A 19326-nucleotide genomic window follows, 5' to 3' on the forward strand; every position below is an offset into this window, starting at 1 on the left:
CACCTGGCCCATCGGCCGGTCCAGCTCGGAGTCGAGCACCGTGAACCGGGAGCCGGGCGCCCGTCGCCGGCGGCGGTCAGAGCCGGGCCAGCAACTCCGCCTTCTTCCGCTGGAACTCGTCGTCGGACAACAGGCCGGCGTCCCGCAGCTCGCCGAGCTTGCGGATCGTCGCGATCACCTCGTCCGGGTTGACGCCGGACTCCGGAGCGGACACCGACGGCGGTGGGGGCGCCAGCACGGCCGAGGGGAGCGCGGCCGGCGGGGCGGGCGGAACCGGGGCGACCGCGGGCGCGGGGGCGACCGCCCGGTGGTCGGCGATCGCGACCAGCACCGAGGCCGCGAAGGTCAGCGACTCGTGGGTGAGGCCGTAGCCCACCCCGAAGGTCAGCGCCCGGGGGTCCTGGTCGGGGTCCTCGCTCCGCGTCGGGTCGTCGCCGCGCAGCCGCACCCGCAGGTGGCCGCTGAGCACGCCGGGGGCGGCCCACTCGACGTCGACGATCTCCGAGACCGGGAACACCTGGTCCCCCGCCCGCCACTTGGCGCTGCTCGCGCCCGACCACGCCCAGCGGAACATCACGGTCGAGCCGTCGAACACGCCCTCGCCGTCGTAGGCCTTCACGTGCCGGGGTGGGGGCGGCGCCGGCAGCAGGAACCGCTCGGCGGGGCGGTCCGCCTCGGGGTTGAGCGCGGCCCGGCCGCGGAGGTCCTCGGCGTAGATGTCGGCGAGGTCGGCCTGGTCGGCCCGCAGCACCAGGCGGTACGGGTCCGCCCCCTCCCCGAGCTGCCCGGCCGCCGCCTCCAGCAGCGGGCACGCGCCCCGCCGCAGTCGCATCTGCAGGGTGACCTTGCGGTTCCCGGCGGAGACGGCCGCGCCGGCGAGCGCGGTGTCCGGGACGACGAGCTCCTTGAGCTCCTTGAGCAACGCGGGCACGCGCAGACCCGTGGCGTACCGGACGCGGACGGCGCCCGCCTCGAAGAACCAGGTCGCGTTCTGCCCCCGCAGCTCCAACCCCATCCCCATGGGGGCACGGTAGCGCGAGACCGCACACCTGTATCAGGTGACCGGCCGTCCCGGGCCGGAGGGTGACCGGGGCCACCGGAAAGTTGGGTATCGATTCGACCAACTCACCCACATGGCGGTCCCCCGGTGGTTACGTTCCTCCCCCACTTGCCCGAACGAGTGAGAGACACCATGACTCCCCCGCAGCAGCCACCCGGCCCTCCGCCCCCGCCCTTCGGCGGCCCGCCCCAGGGGTTCCCACCCCCGCCGGGTGGCGCGCCCCCTCCCCCGCCCTTCGGCGGTGCGGGCGCGCCGCCGCCCGCCCAGGGCGGGTTCCCCCCACCTCCCGGGCCAGCCCAGCCCGGACCGGCCCAGCCCGGCCCCGGCTTCCCCGGTCAGCCGGAGGGCGGTTTCCCGCCCCCCGCCGACTTCGGGCAGCAGGGCGGCCCCGGTGGATTCCCGCCGCCCCCGCAGCCGGGTCCCGGCGCACCGCAGACCGGTCCCGGTTTCCCGGCCCAGCAGGCCGGTGGGTTCCCCCCGCCACCCGGACCCGCCCAGCCCGGCCCCGGCGGCTTCCCCCCGCAGCCGCCGAAGAAGAAGGGCCCGTTCGCCAAGATCCTGGTGTTCGCCGGCGTCATCGTGGTCGCCCTCGGCTTCATCGTCGTGCGCGGCGTCGTCAAGAGCGCCACGCGCAGCGCGCTGCGCAGCACGCCCAGCCACAGCGCCTCGCCGGCGCCCGGTTCGACCAGCTCGTCCAGCCCAGGGGCGGGCCACGACGACGGGGCCGAGCTGGACAGCCTGAAGGCCGGCGACTGCGCGACCATCACCGGCACCGGCAGGGCGGTGAAGTTCCAGGAGCTGAGCTGCGGCGACCCCACCGCGACGTTCAAGGTCACGAAGCGGGTCGAGCGCTTCGCGAGCTGCCCGACCGGAACGCCCAGCAGCATCGAGCGCACCCGGAACGAGATCCGGCAGTTCACGATCTGCTTCACCCTCAACGCCAACTCCGGCGACTGCTTCGCCGTCCCCGAGAACGAGGGCGACATCAAGAAGGTCCCCTGCACGGACGCCTCGGCAACGAGGAAGGTCTCCACGGTCCTCAACGGCGCGCAGGACCACAAGCAGTGCCCGCCCGGCAAGGACAACAGGTACGGGTACTTCATGGTCTCGGAGCCGCCGCACGTCATCTGCATGGTGCCGCCGAAGGGCTGACCGCCGCACCCCGAACGGCACAGCACGGGACGACACCAAGCAGGGCAGCACCGCACGACGAACGGCACAGCACGACGAACGGCCCTGATGCCAGCTGGCGTCAGGGCCGTTCGCGATTCCGTGCGGCGCCCTCGGCGGTGCGAGGGGTCAGGGCATGACCCGGAGCAGGCCCTCCTGGACGACGGTCGCCACCAGGCCACCGTCCCTGCCGAAGAACCGACCGGTGGCCAGACCCCGCGCGCCGGAGGCGCTGGGCGACTCGCAGTCGTAGAGGAACCAGTCGTCGGCGCGGAACGGGCGGTGGAACCACATGGCGTGGTCCAGGCTCGCGCCGATGACCTTGTCGGTGCCCCAGTACACGGCGTGCCTGGCCAGCACCGAGTCCAGCAGCGTCAGGTCCGAGGCGTAGGCCAGCAGGCAGACGTGCAGCAGGTCGTCGTCGGGCAGCCGCCCGTCGGCCCGCATCCACACCTGGTTGCGCGCCTCGCGCGGGCCGGCCTCGCGCGACACCCACGCCGGCTCGGTGACGTAGCGGAGGTCGATGGGCCGGGGCGCACGCGCGAACCAGCCGAGCCGCTCCCGGTACGGGGCGATGCGCTCGCTGTAGGTCGGCAGGGTCTCCGGGGCCGGCACCTCGGGCATCGGCTCCGCGTGGTCCATCCCGGACTCGGGGAGCTGGAACGACGCCGACAACGAGAAGATGGCCTTGCCGCGCTGGACCGCGACCACCCGCCGGGTGGTGAACGAGCGGCCGTCCCGGATGCGGTCCACCTCGTAGACGATCGGGATGCTCGGGTCGCCGCCCCGGATGAAGTAGGCGTGCAGCGAGTGCACCTTGCGGTCGGCCGGCACGGTGCGGCCGGCGGCCACCAGCGCCTGGCCGGCGACCTGCCCGCCGAAGACCCGCACCGGGGACTCCGCGGGGCTGACGCCCCGGAAGATGTTCTCCTCGATGCGCTCCAGGTCGAGCAGGGCCACCAGGCGGTCCAGCACGGGCTGCCCGTGCGGCACCCCGTCCGGGGTCAGCGGCACGGGCTCGGGGGCGTGCGCGGCGGCGGGGTCCGCCGCCGCCGCGCGAGCTACCTCGGTCACGCGGCTTCCTTGTCGTGGTTCGCCGCCGGCGGACGGGCGGAGAGCGGGACCGGGAGCCCGGTCACGCGTGGTCCTCCTCGCCCAGCCGGTGGACGCGGATCAGGTTGGTGGAGCCGACCGTCCCCGGCGGGGAGCCGGCCACGATCACCACCAGATCGCCCGGCTGGTACCGGCCGATCGACAGCATCGCCTGGTCCACCTGGCGGATCATCTGGTCGGTCGAGTCGACCTTAGGCACCAGGAAGGTCTCCGTCCCCCAGGTGAGAGCAAGCTGACTCCGCACCTCCTGCTCGGGGGTGAAGGCCAGCAGCGGCAGCGGGGTGTGCAGCCGGGCCAGCCGGCGGACGGTGTCGCCGGACTGGGTGAAGGCGACCAGGGCCTTGGCGTTGAGCCGCTCGCCGATGTCACGGGCGGCGTACGAGATCACGCCCCGCTTGGTGCGCGGGACGTGGCTGAGCGCGGGCGCGGCGGTCGACTCGGACTCGACGGCCTCGATGATGCGGGCCATGGTCTCGACCGTGTGGATGGGGTAGCGGCCGACGCTGGTCTCGCCGGAGAGCATCAGCGCGTCGGCGCCGTCGAGCACGGCGTTGGCGACGTCGGAGGCCTCGGCCCTGGTCGGCCGGGAGTTGCCGATCATCGAGTCGAGCATCTGGGTGGCCACGATGACCGGCTTGGCGTTCTCGCGGGCGATCTGGATGGCCCGCTTCTGCACCAGCGGCACCGCCTCCAGCGGCAGCTCGACGCCGAGGTCGCCGCGGGCGACCATGACGCCGTCGAAGGCCAGCACGATGGCCTCCAGGTTGTCCACCGCCTCCGGCTTCTCCAGCTTGGCGACGACCGGCAGCCGGCCGGTGCCGACCCGGTCCATCACCTGGTGCACCAGGTCGATGTCGGCCGGCGAGCGGACGAAGGACAGCGCGATGAAGTCCACCTTGAGCCCGAGCGCGAACTCCAGGTCCTCGATGTCCTTCTCGCTGAGGGCGGGCACCGAGACGTCCATGCCGGGCAGCGACAGGCCCTTGTTGTCGCTGACCGGGCCGCCCTCGACGACCTCGGCGACCACGTCGTTGCCCTCGACGGCCCTGACGACCAGGCCGACCTTGCCGTCGTCGACGAGCATGCGGTCGCCGGCCCTGGCGTCGTTGGCCAGGCCCTTGTAGGTGGTGGAGACCCGGTCGTGGGTGCCGGGCACGTCGTCGACGGTGATGCGGACGACGTCGCCGGTGCGCCACTCGACCGGGCCGCCCGCGAACCGGCCCAACCGGATCTTGGGGCCCTGCAGGTCGGCGAGGATGGCCACGGGGCGACCGGACTCGGCGGCCGCCTCCCGCACCATCTGGTACACCTGCTCGTGGTCGGCGTGGCTGCCATGGCTGAAGTTCAGCCGCGCCACGTCCATGCCGGCGCGGACGAGCTCGCGGACCTTCTCCGGGGAGGCCGTCGCGGGCCCCAGGGTGCAAACGATCTTGGCACGGCGTGTCACATTGACGCAGCCTAGCGCCGACTGCTTGACCGATCAGGCCGCCCGGCGGACGCACTGCGAGGATCTTCGAACGTGAGCGTGCGTCAACTCCCGTTCGTAGTCGCGATGTTGCTGAGTGTACCGATCTTGTTCACCCCGGAGTCGGGCGTGCCCACCGCGCCGCCGGGAACCGACAAGGTCGTCCACTTCACCCTGTTCGCCGCAATGGCCCTGACCGGCCTGTATGCCCGGCTTCCCCGCCTGCCGCTCGTGGTCGGCCTCGCGATCTACGCGCCCCTGTCGGAGATCCTTCAGGTCGCGCTCCCGCTCGGCCGGTCCTTCGGGGTCGACGACATCGTGGCCGACCTCGTGGGCCTCGCGGCCGCCGTGCTCGTCGGCTGGCTGCTCGCGCGGCGCGCCGCCCGGCGATCCACCGGAAGGAGTGACAGCGACTCCTCCCGTCGGCCCGGGTGAGGGCGGGCCGGGCGGCAGGCCTCGCCGCGATCCTCGGCGCTCGCGGGCGCGTGATCGTATGCGATAACCGCTCCCTGCCACCGGCAGCGCCGGATCGTATGCGATATTCGATATTCGATCGCGGGAGATGCGGGATCGTATGCGATATACACCACGCCCGAAAAGATCCGTGATCGTATGCGATCGACGATCTGGCCGGGGCGCTCACCGCTGACCTCCGGGCCCGTGACCGTGCCCGCTAGCCGGAGCCTCCCCAGGCGTCAGCCGGGATTCCCGGCGGGGCCGTCAGCGGGCCACGACGCGGATCGTGTGCAGTTCCGGGTCCGCCGAGTCCGGGACGTACATCCCCGCGTCCAGGCCGCTGCGCAGGTACTCCACGACCGGCCGGGTGATGACCTCGCCGGGCAGGAGCGCCGGCACCCCCGGCGGGTAGGGGCTGACGACCTCGGCGCAGACCCGGCCCACCGCGTCGCGGGCCGGCACGTCCTCCGTCGGGCCGAAGAACGCGTCGCGGGGCAGCACCGCCTGCTCCAGCTCCAGCTCGCCGGGCTCGGGCAGGGCCACCGGCCGGGCGGGCGGCACCTCGTCGACGTGGTCGACCAGGGAGCGCAACGCCGTCACCAGCCGCCCGGTCGTGTCGTCGTCATCCGCGACCGTGAGTTGCGCGCCCACCCGCCGGTGGTCGGACAACCCGACATCCACCCGGTGGTGTTCACGCAGCCACTCGTTGGCCTGGTAACCGGCGACGCCCAGCTCGTGCAGGTCGACGATGATCTTCAGCGGGTCGTGGTCGTCGGCCAGCTCGGGCCCGACCAGGTCGTCGGCGGACATCACCCGCAGGCCGGGAATCTTCGTGATCTCGGCGCGCACGTCCCGCGCCCGCCGCAACGCCGTGTCGAGCAGCTCGCGGCCCTGCTCGACCATCTGCCGGCGCCAGCCGTCGAGCACGGCGAGGACCAGCACCGACGGGCTGGTGGTGCCCAGCAGGTCCGCCCGCGCCTGCAACACCTTCGGGTCCACCCGGTCGCCCCGGACGTGGTACACCGAGCCCTGCTCCAGCCCGCAGCCCATCTTGTGCACGCTGGTGACGCAGAGGTCCGCGCCGGCGTCCATCGCCCACGACGGCAGGTCCGGGTGGAACGGCAGGTGCGCGCCCCACGCCTCGTCCACGATCAGCGGGCGGTCGTGCTCGTGGCAGGTCTCGGCGGTCTCCCTGATCGCCGCGCACCCGCCGTAGTCGGTCGGCGTGATCAGCAGCAGGCCCTTGGCGTCCGGCTCGCGGCGGAACGCGGCGCGCACCGCGTCCGGCCCCGGCGGGTGGGCCAGGTGGTGCCGGGCGTCCCAGCGCGGGTGCACCCACACCGGCTCCACCCCGCTGATGATCAACGCGGACACCACGGACTTGTGCGCGTTCCGGGAGACCAGCAGCTTCTCCCCCGGCCCGGCGACGGCGAGCATGGCGCTCTTGACCGACAGCGAGCTGCCGCAGGTCGAGAAGTGCGCTTCGTCGGCGTCGACCGCGTCGGCCATCAGCTCCTCGGCGCGGGCGAGCAGGCCCTGGCTCATCCGCCGGTCGTCCAGGCCGTTCATCAGGATCGTGTCGGAGGCGAACACGTCCCTGCCGAGCACGGCCAGCACGCGCGGGTCCACGCCGCGCCCCTGCTTGTGCCCCGGCGGCAGGAACGGGTGGTGCCCCAGCCGGTGGTACGCCTCCAACGCCTCCAGCAGGGGTGCGCGCGAATGGTCCATGGAGGCCGAATGCCCTTCGGCTCGCCGGGGCAAACGAGTGGAGCGCCACTCCCGGCGGGGCTCAGCCCAGCGGCCCGCCCACGTGGTCGGCCACCCACTCGTTGAGGGGCCGCAGCGCCCGCCACGCCTTCCGGACGCGGTCCACGCACTCGGGCGAGTGCAGCACGTCGTCCGGCGGCCAGTCCCGCTCCGCGTACAGGGTCCGGTGCCGGAGCAGCTCGATCCGGGGGTGGTCGGCCGGAAAGCCCCTCGGCCGGCTCCGGAGCTGGTTGCCGCCCCGCCGCCAGCCGGCCCGCTCCAGCCGGTCGAGGCGCCGGCGCAGGTCCTCGCCGAGCCGGTCGTCGGCCACCGCCTCCCGGAACCGGCGCACGAGCTCGGCGTCGTCCACGTAGAACCCGCCGGCCACGAGCATGCCGTCCGCGCTGACTTCCACGTAACACACGCCCTCGCCCCTGCCCGAGCCGACGACCGCGCCGCAGTGCGTCTTGTAGGGCGACTTGTCTCTGGCGAACCGCACGTCCCGGTAGGGCCGGAAGACCCGGCCCTGCCCGAACTCGTCGGCGAGTTCGGCGATCAACGCGTCCATCGGCTCCCGCACGTGTTCCTGGTACACGTCGCGGTTGTCGTTCCAGTACGCCTTGGAGTTGTCGGCCGTGAGCCCCTCGAAGAAGTCCACGAGCCGCTCCCCGAACCCGGTGAAGGCCACGCCCCCAGCCTAGGCGGCCCGACCGCCTGTCGAACCAGTGGAGAGGAAACCGTTCCCGGGAACGGGGAATCACCCCTAGGTTCGACCACTGTGGACGACATCTACCGTTACGACCCCGACCTCGACGGTGAGGAGGCCGTCGTGCTCACCGGTGTCGGCGGAAGCTTCCTGCGCTTCTACCGCCCCAACCGGTCCGAGCCCGGCGTCCTCCGCTGCCGCGTGGAGGTTGGCGGCGTGGGAATGCGGGCCGCGCTGCACGACACCGTCGCCTACCCCTTCTTCTGGGATGTGGTCGCCTTCCTCGACGATCTCGGCAAGATTGTCGCTCCCTGGGAGGGAATCCGGTCCTGGTGCAGTCGCGACGGCGCCCTCCGCGTGGACGCGGTGTTCGGCACGGGCGGGCATATCGCGTTGACGTGGGCGGTGGGGGAACCGCGATCCTGGTCAGCGTCGATCACCACCGAGATCGAGGCAGGGGAACAGATGCGCGCCCTCGCCACCGACCTCCACCACTTCCTCAGACCCTGACGCACTCCGAACCTCGAACGGACACAAAGAGATGCCTGGAAACTGCCAGTACGACCCCGACCTCCACGGCAGGAACACAGTCATCCTCCATGGCTACCAGGGAAGCTACCTCCGCTTCTACAACCACCGCCGACCTGACCACTACGTCATCTACTGCTGCGTCGAGGTGGGCGGACCGGGAATGCACGCCGAGCTCCACAACCTCGCGACCCACACGAACTGGCACCCCGCCGGTTTTCTCGCCGAACTGGGGCGGGGGTTCGCGGCCTGGGAGGGGACCCGCTCATGGCACTCCCCGGATCGGGACCTGCTCGTGGACGCGGTCGTCACCGACGAGGGGCACGTCGAATTGACCTGGACGATCCGACCGTGGCGGCACAGCATCTTCGGATACTGGTCCGCGTCGGTCACGACCGACGACGTCGAGAGCCCCGAGCGAATGCTGGCCCTCGCCGCCGACCTGCGCCGCTTCCTCGATCCGGACGGGGACCCGCGGCCGGAGGACGAGGGACGCCACCGGTGCGCTGGGATCGAGCCGTGACGAGGCGGGCTCTCAGGCCGGGGCGAGGACGATCCACACCGGACCGACCGCGAACAACGCCGGTTCGCCGGACGGGAGGGTGAAGGAGGTGCCGGCGGACTCCTCCGGGCGCGACCACCGGGCGTCGTAGGCCCGCCCGTCCCGCAGGACGACCGCGTCGCCCTCGCCGACGGTGTCGACGATGGGCGAGGGGAACCCGGCGACGTCGGAGATGGACGACCGGTGGACGCGCACCCGTTGCACGACCGCCGTGGTCGCCTCGGCCCGTCGGTCGTCGCTGAGGGTCAGCGGGCGGCCGTCCAGGGACACCGCCCAACGCCCCGAATCCGCCTCCCAGTCGAAGCGCACCCGCGCGCCCAGGTAGCTGACCGTGTGGTCGTTCGTCGGCTCACCGCCCCGGGGCGCGGCCCCGAACCGGAAGCCGATGTCCCGTGGCCGACTGGGGTCGTCGTCCTCGGCCGCCGCCAGCAGGCGGTCCGGCCACGCGTAGAGGTTGTACGGCGGCACGCGTGCGTGCTCCCGGAAGAACGCCCCGCCGGTGCGCGCCTCCGTCAGTCGCACCAGCGGCGCGTCCCGGAGGGCGGGATCCAGCTCGGGGGCGGAACCGGAGTAGGCGAGCACCGGCCGGCCGAACTGGGCCAGCAGCGCGATGTCGGACTCGCGGGCGCTGCGCACCGGGCCGACGACCTCGGGCCGCCGCGCCGCGAACACCACCACGAGTCGGACCTCGCCGCCCTCGACGGGCTCCACGTAGACCAGGTCGGCGGCGTCCAGTCCGGTCGGGGGGCGGGCGGAGGGGACGACGTCCACCTTCACCGCCAGCACCGGCTGGTCGAGGTCGACGTGCTCCCCGGTCAGCGGCGAGTTCCCGGCGGCCGGTGGCGGCCGGCGCTCGGGCGGCCCCTCCGTGGTGCAGGCCGGCGACGAGGCCAGGAGCAACCCCACCGCGAGGACCAAGGCCCCCGCGATCCGCGCCAGACCGTGTTCGCCCACCGTCTTCGACGGTACGCCGGCCCCGGGCCCCGGTCGGCCCGCCTCGTGGGGACGGCCAGGCACGAGCGGTGAGCACTGCCCGCCGCCGATGACCCGACCGGCGGTACTCGACACGTCGTCACCTTTCGTAGCGTCGTCCGTCACGGACCGCTGACGGAGTGGGTCGATCACGCGGAGGAGGAATGCCTCTTCCCGGTTGGTTCCGCCGGACCGGCGGTGCGCGGGCGCGTCGTGCCCGCCGCCTACGAGGACACTCCCGAACGAGGCGAGCAGTCACTGTGCCAAGTGGTCCTCACCCCGCCCACCACGGAGAGCGGCCGCGCACGAGGAGCGGGCGATGAGCGCGGGGCGAGGCGGGACCAGGCCGGAGGACGGGCGGGCCGAGCCCCGGTCGGCGCTGTCCGCCGCGGCTCGGGCCGTCGAACAGCGCTCCATCGACTGGGTGCCGTACGAGGAGCGCCACGGGCGGGTCTCCGGCCTCGGCTCGATGTGGTTCGCCAGCAACGTCAACCTGACCGCGATGGCCACCGGCGTCACCGCGCTGTCCGTGGGCGCTCCCCTGGCCTGGACGCTGGTCGCGAGCGTGCTCGGCGCCCTGTTCGGCACGTTCTTCATGGCCGTGCACTCCGCGCAGGGCCCCCGCCTGGGCCTGCCCCAGCTCGTGCAGTCGCGCCCGCAGTTCGGCTACCTCGGCGCGTCCCTCACCGTCTGGGTGTTCGCCCTCGTCAACTACCTCGCGTACAACACGTCCGACGCGATCCTGGCCGGCTCGGCCGCGCACGCGGTGTTCGGCGTGCCGACGACCGCGGGCTACCTGGCGTCGGCGGCGGTGGCCAGCGTGGTGGCCTTCTTCGGGCACGACTGGATCCACCGCGTCAACCGCTGGCTCACCTGGCCGCTGGTCGCGCTCCTGGTCGCGCTCAGCGGCGCGGCGCTGACCAACGAGGCGGTGCCGCCGCTGTCGCTGGCCGGGTTCGACCCGGCCCCGGTCATGACGGTGTTCGTGATCTCCTCGGGCTTCCAGCTCGGCTGGGCGCCCTACGTCTCCGACTACTCGCGGTACCTCGCGCCGGACGTGCCCGCCCGCAGCGCCTTCTGGTGGACCTACCTGCCCAGCGCGCTCTCCGCGGTGTGGGTGTTCCTCCTCGGCGCCGCGATGTCCGCGGCCGCGCCCGGCGCGGAGCCGGTGACCGCGTTCGTCGCGGCCGCCGACACGCTGTTCACCGGGTTCGGGCGGATCACGGTGGCGGCCTTGCTGCTCGGGCTGCTGTCGGTGATGTCGGTCAACCAGTACGGCGGGGCGCTCACCATGATCGCCATCAGGGACTCGTTCCGCCCGGTGCGCCCGACGCGACGCGTTCGGGCCGTGGCGGTCGGCACGATGTTCGCGATCGTCTGGCTGGTCTCGCACCCCGTCGGCGCGGAGCGGTTCACCGCCTTCTACGGCAACGCCCTGATCTTCCTGGCCTACCTGTTCACACCGTGGACCGCGGTCAACCTCGTGGACTACTTCCTGGTGCGCCGCGGGTGCTACGTCATCTCCGCGATCTTCGACCCGGACGGGGTGTACGGCCGGTGGGGCTGGCGCGGCAACACCGCCTACCTGCTGGGACTGGCCGCGATGGTCCCGTTCATGGTGACCGCGCCCTACACCGGCCCGGTGGCCGCCCTCCTCGGCGGCGTGGACTGCTCGGTCCTCGTCGGCCTGCCGGTCTCCGCCCTCGCCTACTGGTTCCTCACCCGCTCGCTCGACCTCGCCGCGGAACGCCGGCTCGCCCTCGCCGAAGGAATCCCGCGGCCCCGCTGACCCGCTCCTCGGGAGGAAGCGAAGTGCCCATGCTGGTCCTGGGAATCAACTGCACCCTCTCCCCCACCCACGCGGACTTCATGGCGCGGTGGTGGCCGCTGCACTACCACGACGCCGCCGCGGCGCTCGTGCGCGACGGCGAGGTGGTGGCGGCCGTCGAGCAGGAGCGCCTGAACCGGATCAAGCACACGACCGCCTTCGCGGGGGACGCCATCCAGGCCTGCCTGGAGTTCGCCGGAGCGTCGCTGACCGACGTCGACCGGGTCGCTTTCTTCTTCGGCGAGCACTACACCGACCGCGAGCTGTACCGGTTGTACGCGCGATCACCGCGCCTTCCGGTCCGGTCCAGCCGCGAGCTGCTGGCCGAGCGCCTCCAGGAGCGTTTCGACACCGCACTTCCCGACGAGGTGCTCCAGTTCGTCGAGCACCACACCGCACACGCTTTCACCGCCTATCCCCAGTCGGGATATGACGACGCCCTGGTCGCCGTGCTCGACGGCGCGGGCGAGGAGAACGCCATCTCCGTCTACAGTGGACACGGCCCCGCCATGGAGCTGCTGACCAGCCACGACATCAGCCATTCCCTGGGCTACCTCTACCTCACGGGCACGGAACTGCTCGGCTACGGCCTCGGCGACGAGTACAAGGTCATGGGCCTGGCGCCGCACGGGAACCCCGCAACCTACCGAGCGGTCTTCACCGAGCTGTACGACCTGTTGCCCGACGGGGACTTCCGGCTGAACTACGAGGACCTGCACGCCGCCTTCGCCAGGGTGGGCTTCACTCCCCGCCGGAAGGGAGAGCACTTCACACCGGCGCACCGGGACTTCGCCGCAGGACTCCAGGAAACCCTGGAGTCCATCGCCTGGCACGTCATCACTCATTGGCAGAGGGCAACGGGACACCGCCGCCTCGCCATCGCCGGTGGCGTGGGCCAGAACTGCACGTTCAACGGGAAGTTGCTGCTGCGCAACAGGTTCGACGAAGTCTTCGTCCACCCAGCGGCGCACGACGCCGGCGCCGCGTTGGGAGCCGCGCTGAAGGCGCACGTCGACCTGGGCGGCGCCGTCCCCCGGCGCCGCGTACGTCAGGTCTTCTGGGGTCCGGCGCTTCCCGCCCCGGACGAGGTGACAGACCTCCTCACGCGGTGGAAGAGGTTCGTCCGCTTCGAACGCTCGACCGACGTCGCCCGCGACACGGCGTCGCTGCTGGCCGAGGACCGGGTGGTGGGCTGGGTCCAGGGCCGCTCGGAGTTCGGCCCGAGGGCGCTGGGAAACCGGAGCATCCTGGCCGACCCCCGCCCGGAGCGGAACCGGGACCGCGTCAACCGGATGATCAAACAACGCGAGGGCTACCGTCCCTTCGCCCCGTCAGTGCGCGCCGAGGACCTGCACACGTACTTCGAGTTCCCGCGGACGATGCCCACACCCGACTTCATGGTGTTCACGGTCCCGGTGCGCGCGGAACACCGCGCCGAGTTGGGCGCGGTCACGCACGTGGACGGAACAGCCAGGGTCCACGCGGTCGACCAGGAGGTCAACCCGCTCTACTGGCGCCTCCTCACCGAGTTCGGAGCGCACACGGGAGTTCCCGTTCTGCTCAACACCTCGTTCAACAACCACGCCGAACCCATCGTCGACTCCGCCGAAGACGCCCTGCGGTGCTACCTCACCACCCAGATCGACCACCTGGTCATCGGCGACCTGATCGTCACGAAGCTGCCCTGGTCCCACGCCGACCTGTGCTCCCTGGCCCCGACGCTGTCCCCCAACGCCAAGCTCGTGCGCGAGGACACCCCCGGCCAACCACCAACGCTGGCAATCACTTTCGCCTACGGGAGCACCAAGGAAGCGCCACTGGAACCCGACGTGTACGAAGTGCTCCGCCGCGCCGACGGCGTCTCCTCCCTGCACGCACTCGGCGTCGCGGACGACGAGTCGGGCCACCACATCGCCGCAACAGTCCGCGATCTCTGGAGCGAGCGCTTCATCGACCTCACTCCACCCCCGCGCAGGTCCACAATGGATTGATCCGTGGGCGCGCCGGAAGCACGGCCCCTCAACCTCGGCCCGGTCAGCTGTCGAAGTCGAACTCCCCAGCCTTCACCCCAGCGACAAACGCCGCCCACTCCGCACGCGAGTACAGAATCACCTCAGCCTCAGGCCGCCGACTGTGCCGCACCGCCACCCGACCCGAACCATCCCCCAACGGCCCAGCCTCAACACAGCTGCCACCGCCGCTCGTGCTGAAGGTGCTGATGTGCCAAGCGACGCCGTCGAACTCGTTGTGCCCCGCACCCGTCGTGCTCACTCAAGATCCTCCGCCGCTGCCGCGATCAGTGCGACCGTCTCCTCCGGTCCCAGCGCGATCTCTTGCAGTCGAGCATACGCAGCGACAAGGCGTTCCGATACGGGTGGCTCCACGTAAATCGCGCCCGCCAAGGTCTCGATGTAGCCGACCTGAGGGTACGGGTCATCGAGCAGGATGACATGCAGGTAGCCGCAGGGACCGGTGTGCGCGCCGGCGGACAACTGCAGGACGCGCACCTCGACGTTCGACCGGCGCGCCATGTCCGCGAGATGAACGAGCTGCTCCCGCATGACGTCTGCCCCACCCACTTCACGGCGAAGGACGCTCTCGTCCAGCACCACCGACAAGCGCAGCGGATCTTCTCGGTAGAGGGCTTTCTGACGGGCCAGCCGAAGTTCGAGCCACCGTTCGACCTGCTCGTCAGTCGCCGTTGGCTCAGCCGCTGTGATCGCCGCCCTGGCATAGCCGGGCGTCTGAAGGAGTCCGGTCACCAGAATCGTTTCGAAGGTCCGGATCTCCTGGGCTCGTGACTCCAACCAGACGTAGTCCACGAACTTCCGGTCGACTTCGTCGGCGTATCCATCCCACCAACCCTTCTGCCAGGTCTCCTGGTTCAGCGCGAGCAACGCCTCGCGCTGCTTGCGGTCGTCCACACCGTAGAAGTCCAGCAGCGCCAACAGATCCGGCCGGCGCATCGGAAACTCGCCGGTCTCGAACCGGCTCACCGTCGAGCCATCTCGTTGCAGGACCTCACCCGCCTGCCTGAGGGTGAAGTTGGCTTCCTCCCGCAGGTCGCGGAGCTGCTGCCCTAGCCACTGCGCCCGCAGAGTGGGTCCCTGACGCTTCGCCATGGGCTCATGCTGGGCCCACGACCAAGATCTGCCAACCTTCGTCATCCAAAAGAGCGAAGTTCAAACTTGCGAGGGGAATCCTTGATGAAGGTTGTGTCATCGTAACCGGCACGATTCAGTCGTTGTCGCGGGTCGAGGCGGGCGCAGGTTGGCGCCAGGAGCCCGCCTCGACCCAGCGGCCGAGCCCAGAGGGGGAGCCGTGTCCGAGGCCCCGAAGCCCGACCACTCCACTGTCTACCAAGCCATCGACGAAAAGCCACGCCTGTTCGCCCTCTGCTATGCGGACGCGGTAGCCCTCGTCGCCGAAGGGGAACCGATCTACGAGGTCGACGTGGTCGGCTGGGGCTTCGAGTTCAGCGACAAGACCGTCGTTGTCCTTCGCAGCCCGGGGTCGGGCATACGCAGCATGGGCACGTTCGGCTCGGCTGAGCGCGCCCGCGCTCTCTTCAGCCGGGCGCGTCGAGAACCGCTGGAAGTCGTCTACCAGTGACCGCGCGTCGGGCGCGTCGGGCACTATCTGTCCACTATGGACATGTTAGTGCCCGACGCGCCTCACCTGCCGAGTTCCGCGCGCAGCTCGGACAACCGGGTCGCCAGCAGACGACGGTCGGCGGGAGCCACCACGAGCCAGTCCGGCCCCGGATTCCCGCGCCGCCGCTGCACAATCCAGCGACCGTCCACTGTGTCCAGTACGGTCAGCGGCCTGTCGACACGGCGTCGTTGCCCGTAGCTGTCCCGCGCGGCCGCGTACAGCTGGGCCATTCCCCTCCGCTCGGCCGACATCACCTGGCGGAACCGCGCCACGTCCCCACCGCCGCCACGTCCCGCCGCTTGGTGCAGGAACGATCCGGAGACACCGTCCCCCGCCGAGCCCGACACAGCGTCCATCGGGACGCTCAGCGCGTGCCCGCGTGCCGGCGCGACCTCGGGCAACGCCGAGACCACCGTGTCGGCCAACGCTTCTGGCCGAACCGGGTGGAGGTCAAGCCTGTCGTTGGCGAACACCGCCAGCACACCGGAGGGCCCCGACGCCGTCGCCAGCACCGACCAGTTCCCGCGTTCCGCGCTCACCCAGGCGAACAGCTCCACGGAGGGACTGCGCAGCAGATGCAGCGCCTCCACCAAATCCTCGTCGGCCCGGCCGCGCCGGGCGAGCCCAGCCTGCTCCAGTTCGCCCCAGGCCCGGCGTTCCAGCTCCGCCCGTTCCTCGTAGGTCGCGCCCGGCGAAGGACAGCTCAGCGGAGTGGGCTTGTCCCCCAGTTCCTCGTTCTGCCACAACACGTCGAAGGCCAACGCGGACAGCGCCACGCTCGCACGCAGCATGATCTGTTCTTCTCCCGGTGGTGGTCTCGTCTCGGTTTCCCGGTGGCGCTACTGCTGGGGCCGCTCACCGATCACCGGAGGCGCGACCAACTGGTCGGTGCCGAACACGTCGTCCATCTCCACCAGGTAGTCCGGCCGCTGGCGCTCCTGATCCTCACCACCCGCGCCCTTGCCCGCGCCGGCACCACCCGGCGCACCAGCCGGACCAGCCGCACCCGCACGCCCGGCACCGCCGGCCTGACCCGCACCCTCCGGCCCAAAGCCTCGGATTCCACCGGGACCACCCGCACCGGACTGCCCGCCCGCACCCAGCGGACCACCGCCCTGCGGCCCGAAACCACCAGCACCAGGACCGAATCCACCGCGAACGGCACCGCCACCAACACCACCGCCGCCAGTGGGGCCAAAGCCACGGCCCCCACCGCCGGCGCCGGGACCACCACCGGGGCCGGGACCGGGACGACCAATCGGCGGCCGCATCCCCGGTCCGCCAGCAGGCGGGCGCATGCCGGGCGGCTGGATCGGATACGGACCCGGCCCAGGTGGGTACGGCCCAGGCGGCGGAGGAGACGGCGGCTGCGGCGGGAACGGCCTCTGCTCCGGAGGCCGCACGCCCCCACCATCCCTACCCCAGGACGGGTCCGTGACGGTCGACCCACCACCCGAACCACCCCCGGGGCCGGGGCCTGGACGGTGACCAGGCGGGGGCGGTGGCGGGGGCGGTGGCGGAGGAGGCGTCACGGGACGCTGGTTCTGCCCGAAGTTCGTGCTCCGCTGGTTGCTCCCCCCGACCACCACGTTCCCACGATCCACGTTGTGGTCCCGGTAACCGGGGTCGACCTGCCTCGTCTCGGTCTGCGAGACATCCATGTTGACCGCCGACGGCGGAGCGAACGTCGGCAACGTGCTCACGTGCGCGTCGGTCGAGCTGCCGTACTGCTGGAAAACACGCTGGTTGTGCTCGTCGTCCGCGCTCTTCCGCGCGACCCGCTTGTCGTAGTCGGTGTCGAACGGCGAGAGGTCGTTGTACCAGGGCTTGTCGGCCGGACTCACCTTCTCCGGCTGCTTCACGCTGTTCTTGGCGTCGAAGTACGACTGCCCCTGCTCATTGATCGTCTTCGCGACGCCCTCGGAAACCCGCTTGGCCTCGTCCGCCCACGCGGCCAACGGCGACACCTGCGACGCCATCGCATCCGCCGCCGCGCCCTCCCAGCTCGACTTGGACTTCGCCAGCGCCTTTTCCACCATCGTCCTGACGGCGTCGTAGCGCCCGCCCAGCTCACGCCACCCGTCGGCGGTCTGGTTCGTGGTCTGCCCCGGCCCCTTACCGTCCCGGAACCACGTATAGATCTGCTCGCCGTCGATCCCAGCGGGCCGTGGAGTCCCCGCCACCACCCGTGCCATCACAACCCCCTAGACGTTTCCAACCCTCAGAGCCCACCCCGGCTCACACGGTCACTTCGCGGCCTTCAGGTTCTGAATCACCAACTCAGCGACCCGCCCAGTCACCCGGCACGACGTCGCGTAATCCGGGTTCCCCTCCTGAACATGGACAATGACCGAGAACGATGTCTTTTCAGAAACCCCAACCCAGGAACCGCAATTACCCATCGACTCGGCCTTCGCGCTCTCGTTAGCGTGCACCGCAGGATAACCGCCCACCTGAAAAACCCTGAAATCCGCATACTTACCGCGATTCAGGTATATGGCCTCCAAGCCGTAGATGTCCTTGACCCGCAGGCCGACATTGATCGACGTGTCCCGAACGGTGTCAGCACCGCGCCACGAGCACTCCGGTCCCAGGATGCTGTCTCCCGGCTTGGGTGGTTTCGCCTTCGTCAAACTCGCCACTTGCTCAGGCTTCAACAACTCGCACGGCCTACCCTCGAACGGCTTCACATCCAACGCCGGCTGACTCAATGGCGGCGACAACCGTTCCTTCCCGGACCCACTCAACGTCGCCGATCCCGATCCGGCACTCGAAGCGCCGGGCTGACCCGCTACACCCGCTGAACACCCCGCCAGCGCCACCAACGCGACGCCCGCCACCATCAACGCAACAACACGACGCACACTCAGCCCCAGAGTTACAGCACGTCCCTTACTTGGCTGCTTTCAGATTCTGGATCACGAACTCCGCTACACGCTCCGTTATCCGACACGAGGTCACAAAGTCCGGGTTCCCTTTATTGGCATGGACAATAATGTACAGTGCCGTGGAGTCAGACACACCTACCATTGACTTGCAGATCCCGTTCATGGGACCCTCACGATCCTCACTCGCATGCACCCCCGGATAACCCTCGACCCTAAAATCGCGAAAGAAGGGGAACGTAGATCGACGCAGATAAGCGCCTTCCAAACCCTCCCCAGTCTTGACATTAAGAGCCACAAAGATTCGCGTATCTCGGACGGGATCAGCCGCAGGCCACGCGCACTCCGGCCCCAGATTGCCGTCTGCAGGCTTAGGTGGATTTGACTTCGTCAAACTCGCCACCTGCTCAGGCTTCAACAACTCACACGGCCTAGCATTAAAAGGTTTAAGATCCAAGGGTTGCTGATTCAACGGCGGTGACAAACGTTCCTTCGCAGACCCGGCCGACGGCGACGAGCCCACGCCAGCACCCGAAGCACTAGGCTGCCCGGATACACCCGACGAACAGCCGGCGCTCAGCGCCACCAGTCCGACACCCACCACCATCAACGCAACAACCCGACGCACGTTCAGCCCTTCACTCGCGTGGTGTTGGCCTGCTCCGCCTCGCGGTAGGCCTTCAACGACGCCTCCAAGTTGGCGATCGTCGCCTTGATCGCCTCCTGGTAGGCACGGTTCGCCTGCTCATGGCAGCCGTCCCTGCCCACCGCGACCTTCGCGATCTCCTGCGCGGCTCGCTGGCTGTGCATGTCCTCCGCCGGCGGTCTGACATACGCGAGTGAGCTTGCCTGCTCGTTGATCGCAGCCAACTCCGTCACAACTGCATTGAGGTCGTCGATGAGCTGCTGGGCGTTGGCCGGGTCGACCGTGAACTTGCCACCACCCGCGACCATCGCCCCGCCCGCGACTGCTCCGCCCGCAGCGCCCATGACGGGAAGGCCGGCGGTGAACGAGAGCCGGTCCAGGAAGCTCTCTGACATGACTATGTCCCCCTAAGCACACAAGATCCGCAGGGCAGTCTCGCACAGGAGACAGGGCAGGCTGTGACGTTTGGTCACGTGTGGACCACAAGGAGTAGTCCATATGGAAGCGCCCCGCCGGACGGGAACCGGCGGGGCGC

General features: G+C 70.5%; 20 protein-coding genes and 1 pseudogene. 7 read left to right on the forward strand and 14 right to left on the reverse strand.

Features of this window, described 5'->3' with window-relative positions:
• Positions 1 to 76: 76 nt before the first annotated feature.
• Complete coding sequence (locus BUE43_RS10040; RefSeq protein WP_234995641.1) at positions 77 to 1021, reverse strand: DUF4429 domain-containing protein; 945 nt, start codon at positions 1019 to 1021, stop codon at positions 77 to 79.
• A gap of 171 nt (positions 1022 to 1192) precedes the next feature.
• On the opposite strand from BUE43_RS10040, the gene BUE43_RS34135 reads away from it, so the two are divergent.
• On the forward strand, positions 1193 to 2212 hold the full coding sequence (locus tag BUE43_RS34135; RefSeq protein ID WP_159447721.1) for an LppU/SCO3897 family protein: 1020 nt from the start codon (positions 1193 to 1195) through the stop codon (positions 2210 to 2212).
• Positions 2213 to 2359: 147 nt separating this feature from the next.
• On the opposite strand, the gene tesB is transcribed toward BUE43_RS34135, so the two are convergent.
• On the reverse strand, positions 2360 to 3304 hold the full coding sequence (gene tesB, locus BUE43_RS10050) for an acyl-CoA thioesterase II (RefSeq protein ID WP_073481356.1): 945 nt from the start codon (positions 3302 to 3304) through the stop codon (positions 2360 to 2362).
• A gap of 61 nt (positions 3305 to 3365) precedes the next feature.
• Entirely contained in the window at positions 3366 to 4790 is a 1425-nt protein-coding gene (pyk, locus tag BUE43_RS10055; protein WP_073481358.1) for a pyruvate kinase, read from the reverse strand.
• A gap of 72 nt (positions 4791 to 4862) precedes the next feature.
• Here pyk and BUE43_RS10060 point away from each other — a divergent pair, with 72 nt between their 5' ends.
• Entirely contained in the window at positions 4863 to 5243 is a 381-nt protein-coding gene (locus BUE43_RS10060; RefSeq protein WP_234995642.1) for a VanZ family protein, read from the forward strand.
• Positions 5244 to 5528: 285 nt separating this feature from the next.
• Here the strand turns inward: BUE43_RS10060 and BUE43_RS10065 are convergent, their stop codons facing one another.
• The gene (locus tag BUE43_RS10065) at positions 5529 to 6992 is read right to left on the reverse strand and encodes an aminotransferase class I/II-fold pyridoxal phosphate-dependent enzyme (protein WP_073481363.1); all 1464 of its coding nucleotides are present in this window, start codon (positions 6990 to 6992) and stop codon (positions 5529 to 5531) included.
• Between the two features lie 61 nt (positions 6993 to 7053).
• Positions 7054 to 7698, reverse strand: a complete 645-nt coding sequence (locus BUE43_RS10070) for a DUF2461 domain-containing protein (protein WP_073481365.1) — start codon at positions 7696 to 7698, stop codon at positions 7054 to 7056.
• A 90-nt stretch (positions 7699 to 7788) separates the two neighbouring features.
• Between BUE43_RS10070 and BUE43_RS10075 the strand changes: the two genes are divergently transcribed.
• Together BUE43_RS10075 and BUE43_RS10080 are read left to right on the forward strand one after the other, a co-directional pair.
• Positions 7789 to 8226, forward strand: coding sequence for a DUF6228 family protein (locus tag BUE43_RS10075; protein WP_083959545.1), 438 nt, complete (start codon positions 7789 to 7791; stop codon positions 8224 to 8226).
• 31 nt (positions 8227 to 8257) lie between these two features.
• On the forward strand, positions 8258 to 8767 hold the full coding sequence (locus BUE43_RS10080) for a DUF6228 family protein (protein ID WP_073481367.1): 510 nt from the start codon (positions 8258 to 8260) through the stop codon (positions 8765 to 8767).
• A 12-nt stretch (positions 8768 to 8779) separates the two neighbouring features.
• On the opposite strand, the gene BUE43_RS10085 is transcribed toward BUE43_RS10080, so the two are convergent.
• Positions 8780 to 9760, reverse strand: coding sequence for a DUF3048 domain-containing protein (locus tag BUE43_RS10085; RefSeq protein WP_073481369.1), 981 nt, complete (start codon positions 9758 to 9760; stop codon positions 8780 to 8782).
• Between the two features lie 337 nt (positions 9761 to 10097).
• Between BUE43_RS10085 and BUE43_RS10090 the strand changes: the two genes are divergently transcribed.
• Entirely contained in the window at positions 10098 to 11567 is a 1470-nt protein-coding gene (locus tag BUE43_RS10090; RefSeq protein ID WP_083959546.1) for a purine-cytosine permease family protein, read from the forward strand.
• Positions 11568 to 11596: 29 nt separating this feature from the next.
• The gene (locus BUE43_RS10095; protein ID WP_073481371.1) at positions 11597 to 13597 is read left to right on the forward strand and encodes a carbamoyltransferase family protein; all 2001 of its coding nucleotides are present in this window, start codon (positions 11597 to 11599) and stop codon (positions 13595 to 13597) included.
• A 43-nt stretch (positions 13598 to 13640) separates the two neighbouring features.
• On the opposite strand, the gene BUE43_RS10100 is transcribed toward BUE43_RS10095, so the two are convergent.
• Together BUE43_RS10100 and BUE43_RS10105 are read right to left on the reverse strand one after the other, a co-directional pair.
• Positions 13641 to 13877, reverse strand: a complete 237-nt coding sequence (locus tag BUE43_RS10100) for a DUF397 domain-containing protein (RefSeq protein ID WP_073481373.1) — start codon at positions 13875 to 13877, stop codon at positions 13641 to 13643.
• Positions 13874 to 14728, reverse strand: coding sequence for a helix-turn-helix domain-containing protein (locus BUE43_RS10105; protein ID WP_073482546.1), 855 nt, complete (start codon positions 14726 to 14728; stop codon positions 13874 to 13876). The genes BUE43_RS10100 and BUE43_RS10105 overlap by 4 nt, the downstream gene beginning before the upstream one ends.
• Before the next feature lie 199 nt (positions 14729 to 14927).
• On the opposite strand from BUE43_RS10105, the gene BUE43_RS10110 reads away from it, so the two are divergent.
• The gene (locus tag BUE43_RS10110; RefSeq protein WP_073481376.1) at positions 14928 to 15218 is read left to right on the forward strand and encodes a hypothetical protein; all 291 of its coding nucleotides are present in this window, start codon (positions 14928 to 14930) and stop codon (positions 15216 to 15218) included.
• Between the two features lie 62 nt (positions 15219 to 15280).
• On the opposite strand, the gene BUE43_RS10115 is transcribed toward BUE43_RS10110, so the two are convergent.
• The 6 genes and pseudogenes from BUE43_RS10115 to BUE43_RS10135 form a co-directional block, all read right to left on the reverse strand.
• Entirely contained in the window at positions 15281 to 16051 is a 771-nt protein-coding gene (locus BUE43_RS10115) for an ESX secretion-associated protein EspG (RefSeq protein ID WP_073481378.1), read from the reverse strand.
• A gap of 71 nt (positions 16052 to 16122) precedes the next feature.
• A complete protein-coding gene (locus tag BUE43_RS35060) occupies positions 16123 to 16464 on the reverse strand; it encodes a hypothetical protein (RefSeq protein WP_234995643.1) in 342 nt (113 codons plus the stop codon).
• Positions 16465 to 17161: 697 nt separating this feature from the next.
• Positions 17162 to 17455: pseudogene (locus BUE43_RS35945) on the reverse strand (PPE domain-containing protein); the annotation flags it as partial.
• Positions 17456 to 17506: 51 nt separating this feature from the next.
• Positions 17507 to 18103, reverse strand: a complete 597-nt coding sequence (locus tag BUE43_RS10125; protein ID WP_073481382.1) for a DUF3558 domain-containing protein — start codon at positions 18101 to 18103, stop codon at positions 17507 to 17509.
• Between the two features lie 49 nt (positions 18104 to 18152).
• Positions 18153 to 18752, reverse strand: coding sequence for a DUF3558 domain-containing protein (locus tag BUE43_RS35950; protein WP_407697115.1), 600 nt, complete (start codon positions 18750 to 18752; stop codon positions 18153 to 18155).
• 23 nt (positions 18753 to 18775) lie between these two features.
• Entirely contained in the window at positions 18776 to 19186 is a 411-nt protein-coding gene (locus BUE43_RS10135; protein ID WP_073481386.1) for a hypothetical protein, read from the reverse strand.
• Between the last annotated feature and the right edge of the window lie 140 nt (positions 19187 to 19326).

This window comes from Streptoalloteichus hindustanus (assembly GCF_900129375.1).
GTDB lineage: Bacteria > Actinomycetota > Actinomycetes > Mycobacteriales > Pseudonocardiaceae > Streptoalloteichus > Streptoalloteichus hindustanus.